Source organism: Nocardiopsis sp. iso_40, assembly GCF_056173285.1.
Genome location: NZ_CM149666.1, coordinates 4524920 through 4538423, shown reverse-complemented (window position 1 = coordinate 4538423; position 13504 = coordinate 4524920). Strand labels below are relative to the sequence as shown.

The 13504-nt window shown below is 72.4% G+C and carries 8 protein-coding genes; 4 read left to right on the top strand and 4 right to left on the bottom strand.

The features are described from left to right. Positions 1-184 precede the first annotated feature (184 nt). Positions 185-1252, bottom strand: a complete 1068-nt coding sequence (locus tag AC0VYD_RS19665) for an LLM class flavin-dependent oxidoreductase (RefSeq protein WP_475476938.1) — start codon at positions 1250-1252, stop codon at positions 185-187. A gap of 257 nt (positions 1253-1509) precedes the next feature. Here AC0VYD_RS19665 and AC0VYD_RS19660 point away from each other — a divergent pair, with 257 nt between their 5' ends. Continuing rightward, positions 1510-1794 (top strand): ArsR/SmtB family transcription factor, encoded by a 285-nt coding sequence (locus tag AC0VYD_RS19660; protein WP_475480316.1) that lies wholly within the window; start codon positions 1510-1512, stop codon positions 1792-1794. Positions 1795-3297: 1503 nt separating this feature from the next. Beyond that, positions 3298-5550, top strand: coding sequence for a serine/threonine-protein kinase (locus tag AC0VYD_RS19655; protein WP_475476937.1), 2253 nt, complete (start codon positions 3298-3300; stop codon positions 5548-5550). On the opposite strand, the gene AC0VYD_RS19650 is transcribed toward AC0VYD_RS19655, so the two are convergent. Then, positions 5541-6320, bottom strand: a complete 780-nt coding sequence (locus AC0VYD_RS19650; protein WP_475476936.1) for a MerR family transcriptional regulator — start codon at positions 6318-6320, stop codon at positions 5541-5543. The genes AC0VYD_RS19655 and AC0VYD_RS19650 overlap by 10 nt on opposite strands. Positions 6321-6425: 105 nt before the next feature. After that, positions 6426-7940 carry an MATE family efflux transporter gene (locus AC0VYD_RS19645; RefSeq protein WP_475476935.1) on the bottom strand — a complete coding sequence of 505 codons (1515 nt, stop codon included), beginning with the start codon at positions 7938-7940 and terminating at the stop codon, positions 6426-6428. 774 nt (positions 7941-8714) lie between these two features. Here AC0VYD_RS19645 and AC0VYD_RS19640 point away from each other — a divergent pair. Beyond that, positions 8715-10928: a protein kinase domain-containing protein gene (locus AC0VYD_RS19640; protein WP_475476934.1), complete on the top strand. Its 2214-nt coding sequence runs from the start codon at positions 8715-8717 to the stop codon at positions 10926-10928. 510 nt (positions 10929-11438) lie between these two features. Continuing rightward, a complete protein-coding gene (locus tag AC0VYD_RS19635; protein WP_475476933.1) occupies positions 11439-12488 on the top strand; it encodes a nitroreductase/quinone reductase family protein in 1050 nt (349 codons plus the stop codon). A 91-nt stretch (positions 12489-12579) separates the two neighbouring features. On the opposite strand, the gene AC0VYD_RS19630 is transcribed toward AC0VYD_RS19635, so the two are convergent. Continuing rightward, entirely contained in the window at positions 12580-13482 is a 903-nt protein-coding gene (locus AC0VYD_RS19630; RefSeq protein ID WP_475476932.1) for a type II secretion system F family protein, read from the bottom strand. Positions 13483-13504: the final 22 nt, after the last annotated feature.

Here is a 13504-nt window from a genome sequence, read left to right as displayed (position 1 = left end):
CCGTGTCGGCCCGCCCCTGCGGGCGGCCCGGGTGAAAGCGCGGGGCGGGGTCCTTCGCGACCCCGCCCCGCACCCCGGTGACCGGGGAAAACGGTTCCGGACCCTGCCTGGTCCGGTCCCGCACCCTTGACCAAGTACCCCCGGTCAGGGCTTTGCGCGGCCCGCTGTCGGCCGCTATCCGTCCTCAGCCGCCCGCGGGCGCCTGGAGGCCGAACATGTCTGCCAGCGCCTCATAGGAGGCGAAGCGGGCCTTCTTGTCGTAGATCATCGACGAGACCATCAGCTCGTCCACCCCCGTGTCGGCGACGAACTGGTCGATCTTCGGCTTCACGGTCTCCGGGGAACCCACGAAGGAGTAGCGCAGCATCATGTCCAGCTGCTCCTTCTCCCCGGGGCGCCACACCGTGTCCAGGGAGCTGCGCTCCACCGGCGGCTGCAGCAGGCCGCGCGCGTTGCGCAGGGTGCCCAGGAAGGCCTGCTGCATGGAGGTGAACAGGTTCTGCGCCTCGGCGTCGGTCTCGGCTACGAACACGTTGATCCCCGCCATCGTGTACGGCTGGGCGGCCTGTTCCGAGGGGGTGAAGCCCTCCCGGTAGGCGGCCAGGGCGTCGTAGAGGGCGTTCGGCGCGAAGTGCGAGGCGAACGCGTACGGCAGTCCCAGGTGCGCGGCGAGCTGGGCGCCGAACAGGCTGGAGCCGAGGATCCACAGCGGCACCCGCAGGCCCTCGCCGGGGACCGCGCGCACCGGCTGGCCGGGAGCGGCGGGCTCGAAGAACGCCTGGAGTTCCTGGACGTCCTGCGGGAAGGTCGAGGAGGAGCTGTTGTCGCGGCGCAGGGCGCGCATGGTGCGCGGGTCCGTGCCGGGGGCACGGCCCAGGCCGAGGTTGATCCGCCCCGGGTAGAGGGACTCCAGGGTGCCGAACTGCTCGGCGATGACGAGGGGCGAGTGGTTCGGGAGCATGACCCCGCCCGAACCCACCCGGATGGTGGACGTGCCCTCGGCGATGAAGCCGAGCGAGACCGAGGTGGCGGCGCTGGCGATGGCCCGCATGTTGTGGTGCTCGGACAGCCAGAAGCGGTTGTAGCCCCAGTGCTCCAGGTTCTGGGCCAGCTCGCGGGCGTCGCGGATGGCCTCGCCGGGGGTGGAGCCCTCGACGATGCTGGCGTGGTCCAGGACGGACAGCGCGGGCCCGGCCGCGGGCGCGGCTGCGGCCCCGGTCGCCACCTCAGGCTTTCCAGCTGCTTCCGACATCTCAGTTACCCCCACTGACCTCGAATGTTCGACGATCGACGATCATCGAACATTGACGGTACACTCGGTACTGGGCGCATACCAAATCCCGTCCGCGCACCGTAGGCGGGTGATGGGGGTCCGGTGGAGGGGCCGACGGGCCTCCGGGCGGGCGACCGCAGTGGCCGCACAGCAGCGGAAGTGGAGGTGGGGGCTTGGTTTCCGGGGGAACGCCCAAGGGGGTGTCCAGGGGGCAGGGGCACCCGGCTCTGGACGACGTGGATCTGGTCACGGTCCTGTCCGCGCTCGCCGAACCCACCCGGCTGCGGATCGTGTGCATGCTCGCGGACTTCGAGGGCGAGCGGGCGTGGAAGGACATCGAACTGCCGATCGCGCAGTCGACCCTGAGCCACCACCTGAAGATCCTGCGCAACGCCGGTCTCGTGCAGAACCGGACCGAGGGCACGCGCTGCTACGTCTCGTTGCGCGACCACGAGGTCGAGGGACGGTTCCCCGGCCTGTTGGAGACGGTGCTGAACTGCCGGGATCCGCAGGCGCCCTAGGGTCAGGGCGCGTGGCCGCCGAACGCGGCCCGGGCGGCTCCGGCGACCAGGACGCGTCATGTCTTCACTCACGCAGGCGCAACGCAGCCCGGACCCGCTGAGTTCCCGGTGCGGGGTCGGCTTTCTCCGCTCGGACGGCCCGTCTCCGCGGTCAGGCAGAGGATGCCCCCCAGTCCTGGTTCCCCCTTGCTGCAGGACCGAGGGACATCCACCCCCCTTTGAGACCGGGGTCTCCGTCCCCTCCGTTCCCCTTGGCGCCCCTCCGGCGGCACTGCGGCCGGGAGGTGACCAGAGGATTCGGAGACCCCTTGGTGGCGAGTGGCACATCCACGTGCTTGGCGAACGTGAATTCCCCCGAATCCGATGCCCTCGCTCACGGGCGGGTTGATCCTTTCGGAAGTCCCCCTAAGTATTCACTTCCGCAAGGATCCCCCCTTTTCGGTCCGCCTTCCCCTCGTGTGACGAACGTGGGAAAGCGGGTCCCTGTAGACGCACTATATCGTCTCGCGGAACCATTCTGCACCTGCTCCTCGGGTATGGCTGATGGCGAACGCGAACCATCCGACGAACCCCGAAAACGGACGAATGCACGGAACGACGTATGCGTCTTGCCGGTGTCGCGACTGCTGCGGGCGCAAAGCCCGCTTCGGTCTGCCGGCCGACGCTCTGAGTATGCCTGAGAACGCCGGTGGTCCGCAGGCGTTCAGCGGCAATTTCCCAACTTGATTGTTCGGCGGGCCGGGAGAGCCGGCCGTGCTCGGCCCCACCGGTCCCGGATTGGTCGAAGCGGGTGGGGCGGATCGCCTTTTGTTGGTGGTTTGGGCTCTTAAGTGATCGCTTGGTGCTCGCCGGGCTGTCCCGGGGTTCGCCCCGTGGTCCCCGCGGGGGCGAGTCGATCGCCGTTCCCGGGGGACGGGCCGTTCGTGCGCGGGCGGCAGGCCGCGGTGTGTCCGCCGGACGCGGCGGCCGGGGGGCCACGGCGGTGCCGGGGCACGCCATTCGGAAGGCCGGGGGAGGCGGGATGCCGGAAAAACAGAAAGTGCTTTCCCGGGTGGCTTTCCCGGGGTGGGAATTGTTCTCCGGAGCAGGAAGAACGGCTGCTCGGGTTTCGGGGGCGCGTCCGGCTCCCGTCCCCGGCCGCCCTGACCCGCCCCGTGCCCCGCCCGGTCGGTGCCGTCCCGTCTCCTCGCGGGTCAAGGGATATGCGGGTCCCGCATGGGGGTCGCCGTCCGACGGGCCCGCTGTCCGAGAGATCCGAGGGACAGGGGCGGAAGGGTCCCGGCGGTGCGGTGCGGAAGGTGCGCTCCGGAGCGCAAGCGGGTGGCCGCGGCCCCGGACGGCTCCGGGCGGGCGTTGGCGGACCTGAGTGAAACGGCCGGTCAGGGGAAGGGGTGAGGGGCAAAACCCCGAAAACCGGGTGTTTCGTGGCACCATGTGTGCCTTCCCGGCATCACACCACCCGAACGACGCTCTGCGCTTCCCCCCGGCTTGGAGAGATCACCTGTGAAGATCGGCGATGAACTCGGCGGATACGGAATCCTGGAAGTACTCGGCAGGGGCGGGTTCGGCACGGTCTACCTCGGACGCGACAGCAGCGGTGCACTCGGCGCGGTCAAGGTGCTGCACCACCACTACGCCGACGATCCGACGTTCCGGGCCCGGTTCAGGGCCGAGGTCGAGAACAGCAAGCGGGTCGCGGAGTTCTGCATCGCCCGGGTGCTGGACGCCGACCCCGACGGGGACCCGCCGTGGGTGGTCACCGAGTACGTGGAGGGGCAGACCCTCCGGCAGGCCGTGCACGCCGACGGGGAGGACGGCGGCCCCCGCTCCGAGGGCGACCTCTACCGGATCGCCGTCGCCACCGCCACCGCGCTCACCGCCATCCACGCCTCCGGGGTGATCCACCGCGACTTCACCCCCTCCAACATCATGGTCGCCCCCGACGGCATCCGGGTGATCGACTTCGGGATCGCCCGCGCCCTGGAGAACAGCCCCGTCTCGGCGAGCGCCCTCCTGGGGACCCCGCGCTACATGGCACCCGAACAGTTCCTCGGCACCCGGGTCACCCCCGCGATCGACGTGTTCGCCTGGGGGTCGGTCATCGCCTTCGCCGGAACCGGCAAGGACGCCTTCGCCGGGGAGAACCTGGCGGTGACCCTGCGCAAGGTCCTGTTCGAGAAACCCGACCTCAAGGGCCTGCCCGAGAACCTCGCGGCGATCGTGCGCTGGTGCCTGTACAAGGACCCCCAACTGCGCCCCACCTCGGACCGGCTCCTCGCCACCCTCCTGGGCGTGGAGGAACCGGACAGCGGGAACTCCCCCGACATGTTGGCGGGCATCGGCGGGCGCCCCGGGCCCGACATCATGGCCATGGGCACACGCATCGGCCAGGGAAGCGGCACGATAGACATCTCCGCGATCCCGACCATCACCCACGCCCCGCCCGACCGGGACGAGCTCTTCGAATTCGGCGGGGAGTCCTACTCCAGCGTCGCCGCGCTCGCCCGGGGCATCCAGCGCGACTGGGAGAAGGCACTCGACCTCCTACGGAGCGCGCCGCTGCGGCAGGACCTGCTGCGCTGGCTGCCGGAGGAGCGTGAGCAGGCCCGCCGGATCGTCGCCCAGCTCCCGGAGGACTGGGGCGGCGCCGACGTGCAGGCCGCCAACCTCATCGCCGAACTCGATCCGGCCCTGCCCCCGCTCTTCCACGGGCTCGACATGTCCTGGGGCGCCCTGTTCGGCACCCGGGACGGGAGGGCCTGGCCCTACCGGGACAGGGCGCACCAGCGCCTCGTCCACCTCGTGGAACACGGCAACCTCCTCGAACCGTTCAGCCGCCACCACTGCGTCCAGACCGACCACGACTGCGGCACGGACCGCGGCTGCGGGCGCTTCGCCCGGGTCGCCCGCCAGGCCCCGGTCATGTTCGACAACCTGCGCAAGTGCGAGGCGTGGCTGGAGCAGCTCGGCAAGGGGTTCGGGCTCGCCCCCGCCGAGATCCCGCCGCCGGGCCGCGGCGACCTGGTCCACACCCTGGCCACCGACCGCAGGGCGGGCCAGGGGCCGCCCGAGCTGGCGGCCTGGGCGGTCAGGGGCATCCCGGAGGGTTCCGAACGCGACCAGGTGTACCGGGCCGTGCTCAACGCCGACGACCCCTGGCCCGCCGCGGTCGCCTTCCACGCCCACCGCGACGACTTCCGTGCGCTGGCCGAGCGGGTCGAGCAGGTGAACGAGTACCGCAGGGCGCAGCCGGAGGCTGAGCGGATCGCCGGGGAGCGGAAGCGCGTCACGGCCGAACTGGAACGGTTGGGGCGGCGCGACCCGGGGACGCTGGTGCGGTTCTTCTACGGCCTGGGCGCGGTGCTGGTGGTACTCGGTGTGCTGGCGGGCGTCGTGTACTGGGACAGCCTGGCACCCCTGGTGGTGGTTCTGGGGGTGGCCGGGGCGCTGTTCGGGGTGATCGGGGCGTTGATGGCCCGCGACCACGAACAGTCGGTGCGGCGGGTGCGCCAGGAGCTGGCCGACCTGCCGGAGGACGCGGAGCCTCCGGTCGCGGGCCACCCGGACGGGACGGGCGGTACGGAGGCCGGGTCCGCGGGCGGCGGGGAACCGGGCCCGTCGGCGGGGGCGGGGGAGCGCTCCGGCGAGGGGGCCCTCGGGGGCGACCCGGAGGCCACGCTGGAGTGGTCCCCGAGCGGGAGCGCCGCGCAGAACACGGCCGAACGCGGCGACGAGCGCCTGGACGACTACCTGTAGGGGGCGGGGCCGAGCGTGTTCAGGTAGGCGTCCAGCCGGGTGGCCGCGGTGAGCATGGCGCGTCCCCGCGCGGTCAGCTTCCGCTGCCAGCCGTCCAGGGCTCCCACCAGTTCGTCGGTGCCCCCGGCGGTGCGGATCTGGTGGACCACCGTGGCGATGTGCTCCAGCGGGTAGCCCCCGCGTCTGAGGAGGTGGGCGAGATCGGCGTCGCGGACGTCGTTCGCCCCGAAACCGCGGTACCCGGTCCCGGGGTCCCGCACGGGGGTGAGGATGCCGGCCTCCTCCCAGTTGCGCAGGGTCGCCGCGGTCACGCCGAGGCGGTGCGCGAGTTCGCCGATGGTGCGCAGGCCCGGGTCCCCGGGGCGCCCCGGGGCGGTGCCCCCTTCCGCTCCGGGGCCCGGGGCCGGAACGGAGTCCGCTCCGGGGCCGGGCTCCTGCTCCCGGGCGGTCGCGGTCAGGTGGCCCACGGCCTCGCGTACGGCGTCGAGGGTCCGTCTGTCGCGGAGCAGCTGGCCGTGGCCGTGGTCGATGACCGTGAAGGCGTGGTCGAGGTCCCCCTCGTGGACCGCGTGCATGATCCGGCCGCCGTACGCGTACCCGAACGCCGCGACCAGGGCCAGGTAGGCGCGGAGCCCCGCCGCGTGCACCTCGGTGTAGACCCGGTATCCGCTGCCGGTGCGTTCGGCGGGCGGGATGAACCCGTCCCGCTCGTAGTTGCGGACCGCCTGGGCCGAGAGGCCGTGCTCGCGGGCGAGGTCGGAGGGTCGCAAGGATCTCCCCTGTTCGAGGCTTCGGGGTGCGGGCTGCTGTTCGCACCTGCGGAGGTCTCAACAGTACTTCCGGGCAGGCGCTCGGCGGGGGTGCCCGGGCCCGCCTCACGCGGGGGAGCGGACGGGCGGGGTGCGGGTCAGCAGGAGGAAACTCCCGCCCTGGCCGAGGACCAGGCCGAGGTTGGCCAGCGCGTAGGCCCACCAGAGCCAGGCCAGGCCGCCCGCCGCGGCCACGGGGAAGGCGGCCAGGGCCAGCAGGCCGAAGCACACCGCGAAGGCGTACAGGGTCGGGGCGGTGCGCTTGAGCGCGAGCAGACCCATCCCGGGCATCGCCTGCGCACCGTCGGCGAGGACCACCACGAACACGGCCGGGAGCAGCGCGGTGACCAGTGCCACGACCTCCGGGTCGGGGGTCAGGGCCCCGAGGACCGGGCCGACGGCCGCCCCGAGCAGGAGCATGGTCAGTGCGATGACCGGCAGCGCCAGGGCCAGACCGGCGAGCAGTGTCCGCCTGACCTCGGCGAACCCCTCGTCTGCGCGGGCCTCCTCCCCCGCGGGGCAGGACCGGCCGGGAGCCCGGGGGGTGTTCCGGGGCGCCGCCCGCGCGGCGCGGGCCATGAACGGGACCGCGGCCTGGCCGGTCGCGGTCGCGGGCAGGAAGACGAAGGTCGCCAGGGTCACCATGACCTGGTGGGCGGCGGCCTCGGCGGCTCCGGTCCGGGCCACCGCCATCGCGAGCAGGCCCAGCACCCCGAACTTGATGAGCATCGTCGAACCCATGGGCAGGCCGACCCGGGCGATGTGCCGGATCCCCGCCCAGTCCGGGGAGCCCGGGCCGAGGTTCTGCCCTGCCAGGACGGTTCCGCGCCGTAGCAGGGTGTGGGCCACGGCCGTGACCGCGAGCGCGGTCAGCAGGACGGCGAGTCCAGCGCCGGTGGCGCCCAGTCCGAGCACCAGGACCAGTGCGGGCACCAGTACCACCGACAGGGCGGTGCCGACCAGGCCCACCGTCATCGCCTGTCCGGAGCGGCCCAGGCCGATGAGCAGGGTGGTCGCACAGGCCTGGAAGGCGTTGGCGAGCAGGGCGAGCGCCATCAGGTACGGGAGGAGGCCGAAGGCCGCCACCGTCTGGTCGGGGACCCCGATCAGACGGGCGACCAACGGGACCGAGGCCACGACGGCGCTGCCGAGGAGGCCGGCGCACAGGGCCAGCCAGAGGGCGTTGCGGACGGTGGGGGCGAGCGCGGCCGGATCCTCGGCGTTGCCCGCCACGAAGGGCATGGAACCGCGCAGTGCGCCCTGGACCACCATGGAGGCGGGGTTGTACAGGGCGACGGTCATCGCGTAGGCGGCGAGCACGGCGGTCCCGGTATGGCCGAGAACGCCCGCTGTGACCATGGTCCCGAAGACCGTGGCGGCCATGGAGAGATAGAGCGGAAAGGCCTTTCCGGCGATGTTACCGACGAGTTGGGGGAAGGCGGGCCGGGGTTCCCCGGTGAGCGGGGTTACGGGTGTCGGTCCGGCGGCTGCGGCGGGGGCTTCACACGGGGGCTCCGACGGGGGTCCCGGCTGCTGCCCGGGGGTGTGATCGGTGGCGCCCCGTGGGCGTTGGTCGGCCATGGCTTTCCTGTCGAAGCGGTCTCGGAGGTTTCCCGAAAAAGTTATCAGCGCCTTTTTCGAAGGTTCCTTGAGTTTTTGCTTCGGCGCTCGCTGTGTGCTCTGATCGAGGATTCCCCCTTTCTCGGAAAGGTGTTTTCGCGGGTGGGTGCGACCCCGGGCCGCGGGGGATGACCGCAGGTACGGACGGTCGCCGCGGAGCGGGTCGCGGGACGGCCCGCGGGGCCCACCCCGCCCTGGTCCGGGGCGGAAGTGACCAGAAGCGGCCAGTGCGGTCAGCGATGACGGTGTGACCGGGGATGTTCGTGTGGTTTCGGAGCGGGTGCGCGCACGAACCCGGGCCGCGCTCCGGCCGGGCCGCGGCAGGGGCGGGAGACGGCCGCGGAACGGATCCGGCGGCAGGCGAGGGGCGGTGGCGCGGGCCGGGGCGGGTGGTTGGCGGCGGACTGCACCGATTTCCTTTCCTTCTCATAACGGACTCACCGAGGGTGTTCGGCGGGCGCGGACCCTGAGCCCGCTCCGCAGGCCGCTCCGGGTCGCACGCGCGAAGGCGCGGGGCCTTGGCGAACAGGCGCTTCCGGTGCCCCGGACGGGGCACGAGGGCACCGGGGAGGAGGGCGCGAGCCGGTGTGAATCGGTCCCGCGCGCACACGGAAAAGGGGGATCACGGCATCGGGTGCCCCGCAAATTAGGTAGATTCACAGAACCACGGGATTGAATGTGCTATCCCGGCACAGCCCACCACAACCGTCCCTGATGTGTGGAAAGCTGCCCCCAATGGACTTTTCCCTTCCCGCTCTGCCGCCGAACGTCACCCCTCTGACCGACGGCGACCCGCTCCAGGTGGGCCGCTACCGGCTGATCGGGCGTCTGGGCGCCGACGCCATGGGCACCCTCTTCGCCGGGGTCTCCCCCGACCACGAGCCGACGGTCCTCATGATCGCCGGTACCGAGTGGGCCTTTGAAGCCGGTGTGAGCGGTGAGGTCGTGCCCGCGCGCCTGTTCGGCGGCGTGTGCGCGGTGGGCGTGCGGGACAGCGGCACCCACGAGGGGCGCCCGTGGTCCGCGATCGCGTACGCACCCGGTCTCGGGCTGCAGCAGCACGTGCGGGTACACGGACGCCTGAGCGGTGACGCGCTGCTGGTGCTGGCCGCCGGGATCGCCGAGGCGCTCGCGGCCATGCACGCCGCGGGTACCGTGCACGGCGACATGCGGCCCGGCAACGTGGTGGCCTCCGCCGACGGCCCCAAGGTGCTGGACTTCGGGATCACGGCGCGGATCGACGGTGCCGCGCCCGTGCAGAGCGCCAAGAGCCTGGGCTGGCTGGCCCCCGAACGCTACGAGGGCACGGACGCGTCCCGGGCCTCCGACGTCCACGGCTGGGCCTGCCTGGTGGTGTTGGCGGCCACCGGCGAGCCGCCGTTCGGGACCTCCCCGGCCGGGCACACCCCGGGGCGGATCCCCGGGCAGATCCTGTGGGAGATGGCCCGTCGGGCACGCGAGGCCCGCGTTGACCTGAGAGCGCTCCCGCGGGAGCTGCGTCCCCTGATCGAACGCGCGTTCTCCCCGGACCCGGCCCAGCGCCCCTCCGCGGAGGACGCGTACCTGGAATGCCTGCTGATGCTCGGTATCGACGAGCAGGCCACCGCCGAGACCTGGCCGGAGGAGCTCCGCGCGCTCATCGGCCAGCACTGGCCGGTCCCCGACCTGAGCTGGCACGACCCGGCCCGGTGGACCGACGCCGCGCTCGCCCTGGAGCAGGAGCGCGCGAGGGCCGGCTCCGCAGGCGCCGGGGACCGGGAGGCCCCCGACGCTCCGGGGGGACAGGGCGCCGCCGCGGGCACCGGTCCGGGGGCCGACGCGAACGGGGAGTGGGGGCCGGAATCGGCCGCCGAGGCCTACGGCCACCCGCCCGCACGGCTCTCCGGCGGTCAGAACGGTCCCGTCCCGGGGCTGAGCAGCTCCGGCAGGACGGGTGCGGCCCAGGACCAGGGGGCCGCCGCCTACCTGTTCGGACCCGCGCAGACCGGCGAACAGGACCTGTCCGCGATGGGCGACGGGCTCGACCCCGACGACGGGGAGGCGACCGGTCGCCGAAGCAGGCTCGGTGTGTGGCTCGGCGTGGGCGCACTCGGCATGGCCGCGGCCCTCGGCGGCGGCTACCTGCTGTTCGACTCCCTGAAGGAGTCACCCGCCGACACCGTCGTCGCCGAGGAACCCACAGCGGATCCGGGCGGGTCAGGGGACGAGGAGGACCCCGGGGACGCGGCCGCCCCCGGGGCTCCGGACTGCGACGACGCCGAACGCGCGGGAGGCCAGCAGGCGCACGCGCCCTGGCGCCCCTTCGACCCCGAAGCGGCCTCCCCGGACGTGTACGCCGCGCTCCTCACCCCGGGGCCCGAGGGCCAGCCGAACACCAACCCCGACGCCTGGCCGTTCGTCTCGCCGCTCGACCACGACACGGTCGACTTCGGCCTGGTCTCCACGGGCCTGGAGGCCTTCCCGGTGGTGAGCGTGTGCATGACCGGGGTGCGGGACACCGGTTCGGGGGTCGAGTTCACGGCGGAACTCACCTACCACCCGAACGTGGGCTCCCACCCCGTGTACGCGGAGGACTTCCTGACACTCACACCGCTCGATCCGCAGACCAGCGGCGGGTCGGACCGGGAGGTGCTCCGCGGCGGGAGCGGCAGTGAGTTCAGCGTCCCGTTGACGACGCTGGTGGTGCTGGACCCGGAGAACCCCTCCGCCGAGGTCACCGTGCAGGTCCAGGGCGCCCCGGGACGGGCGGGAGTGGCCTACCGGCCCGCGGCGTACTCGGGCGCGCTGGCCGGTGACGTGAGCGGGCACTGCTACGACGTGGACGGCACCCTGGAGTGGCGCGACCAGGACCGGCTGGGTTCGGAGTTCTTCGCCCTGCCGGGCGGTGCGCCTGGTGAGAGCGACATGACCCGGTGCCCGGCCGGCGAAGGTGACGGCGCCGGGAACTGACGGAACGGTCGCCCCCGTCTGTTCCGCGGCCCGACGACAGACGCCTTGACCCCCGGTCGGGCAGCTGCCTATATTGCTCGTGCGTCGCGTGCGTCCGACCAAAGAGCAGTGGGCCGGTCGGATCGTATGGAGGCGCCTTGACATGTTCGGGGAGCCAATCGTGGGCACACACTTCGCGTACCGAATCTGATCGGCTGAGCCGTTCGCGGCGCTGGTGAGGTGCGGCCGCCGAGACCGCGGGGCCCAGGGGCCCGTGGAGCCCGGCGTGCGCCCGCCCCCGGACCGCGTACCGGCCGTTCGACCGCCTGTCGGCACAGGCAGACGATTCCGGCGGTCTCCCCGAGCACACTCCCGGTGCCCCCGGCCGCACGGCCCTGCGCCGCTCCGCCCCGGCGCACCGGACCACACGCTTCCGCTCTGCCGTGCTCCTGCCCGCGCGCAGGCGAACCGTGCCACAGGTGTGCCCCCGGGGACGACCGCCTCCACAGAACCCGGTGAGAGGACCGTCCCTTGACGGAGAACGACCAGAACAATCCGAACAACGAGAACCCCGACGACGAGACCGCCGCCGTGGCGGCCACGGGCGGGGGCCGGGCCGACCGGGGAGACCGGCCCGGGGAGGGGGAACGGGCGCCCGCACCGGCACCGCACCCGCACTCCGAACCGGTGGTGAGCCCGTGGAACGAGCCGGTGGTCGAGGAGTTCCGCGCCAGCGGCGGCCGGGTGGGCGGCGTGTTCGAGGGCGGCGATCTGCTGCTGCTCACCACCACCGGGGCGCGTTCGGGCCGGGAGTACACCACCCCGCTCGGTTTCCTGCGGATCGACGGCCGCGTCTACGTGGTGGGTTCCGCGGGCGGCTCACCCAGGCACCCCGACTGGTACCGCAACCTGCTCGCCCACCCGATGGTGTCCGTGGAGATGCCGGTCCACGACAGCCACGAGGCTGTCGCCGTGCCCGTGCAGGGGGAGGAGCGGGACCGGGTCTTCCAGGAGATCGTCCGCCGCGAACCCGGGTTCGGCGAGTACCAGGAGCAGGTGGAGCGGAGGCTGCCGGTGGTGGAGCTGCAGCGCTCCGACGTCTCCGGCCCCGCCGAGATCGACAACCTGGCGGACAAGCTGTTCCAGATCCACGCGTGGCTGCGCGGCCAGCTGGTCCACGTGCGCGGGGAGGCGGAGCTGTACCTGGCCGAACGGGAGTCCGCCGGGGCGGCGCACCCGGTGGGGCTGAACCTGCGGATCCGCCAGCACTGCCTGGCCTTCTGCGAGTCCCTGCACTTCCACCACACCAGCGAGGACACGGCGTTCCCGCAGCTCGCCGAGGGCTTCCCGCATCTGCGGGAACCGGTGGAGCGGCTGATCGCCGAACACCGCGCTCTCGACCGGATCCGGGGCGAACTGGAGGGTCTGCTCACCGACCTGGAGACGGCGGACCCGGTGCGGTTCATGGCGGAACTGGACCGGCTGACCGAGGAACTCCGAGCCCACCTGGAGTTCGAGGAGGAGGCGCTCATCCCCGCCCTGTCCGAGATCCCGTTCCCGCCCCCGGGGCCCGCGCGGTAGCGGCCGCGGGGTGTGGCCGCGGGGTGTGGCCGGGCCCGGCCACACCCCGGCGCACTCACACCGGACGCGTCCGGTGTGAGTGCGCCGGCCCCTAACCGCCGAGGATGGTGCCGATATTGACCTCGGTGCCCAGGAACATCGAACCGACGATGAGGATCAGCAGGCCCGGAAGCAGGGTCACCGCGGTCACCATCGTCACCCTCGGGTTGAGCTGCTGGGCCTTGCGGCGCATGTACTGGGCGTCGGCCCGGCGCATGTCGCTGCTGATGTTCACCAGGGTGTCGCTCAGCGGGGCGCCCAGCTCCTCGGCCTGCTGGATGGCGGTGACGAACTTGCTCAGCGAATCGTTGCGGTTGCGGCGGCGCAGGGAGTCGAAGGCCTCCCGGCGGGAGATGCCCAGCTCCATCTGGCGGAGCGCGATCGTGAACTCGTCCGCCAGCACGCCCGGCATCGACGCAGCGACCCGGCCGACCGCGGCGCGGAACGACATCCCCGCGCTCACCGTGACCGCGAGTACGTCCAGGAAGTCCGGTAGCTGCGTCTGCACCTGGTCGGCGCGCTCCTGGGTCTGCACGTACAGGTTCAGGTCGGTCAGGCCCATGAACGCCACCGCGAACAGGGCCAGGAACGGACTGGTGTCCGAGACGAGCACCAGCAGCGCGAGCGTGCCGTAGATGGTGACCTCGCCGATCTTGCGCTGCACGTACCGTTCGGCGGTCAGCCCGTCCGGGCGCCCCGCCGCCTCGATCCGGGCGGCGATCGAGCTCCTCTGCTTCGTGCTCAGCGAGGCCAGTACCGAACTGGAGAAGGGGCGCCCGATCGCCTCGGTGATCCGGTGCAGGAAGAAGGTCTCGTCGCTCTTGGTACGCACCGGGGCCTCGACCGGGTCGTCCACCGGGACCCGAGTCTGCGACAGGGTCAGGTACAGACCGTAGACGCCGATCAGTACGACCAGGGCGCAGACGAGCGCGGCCGCGAGGGGCAGAAGGTTCATCGGGGGTGTCCTTCGGGGCGGA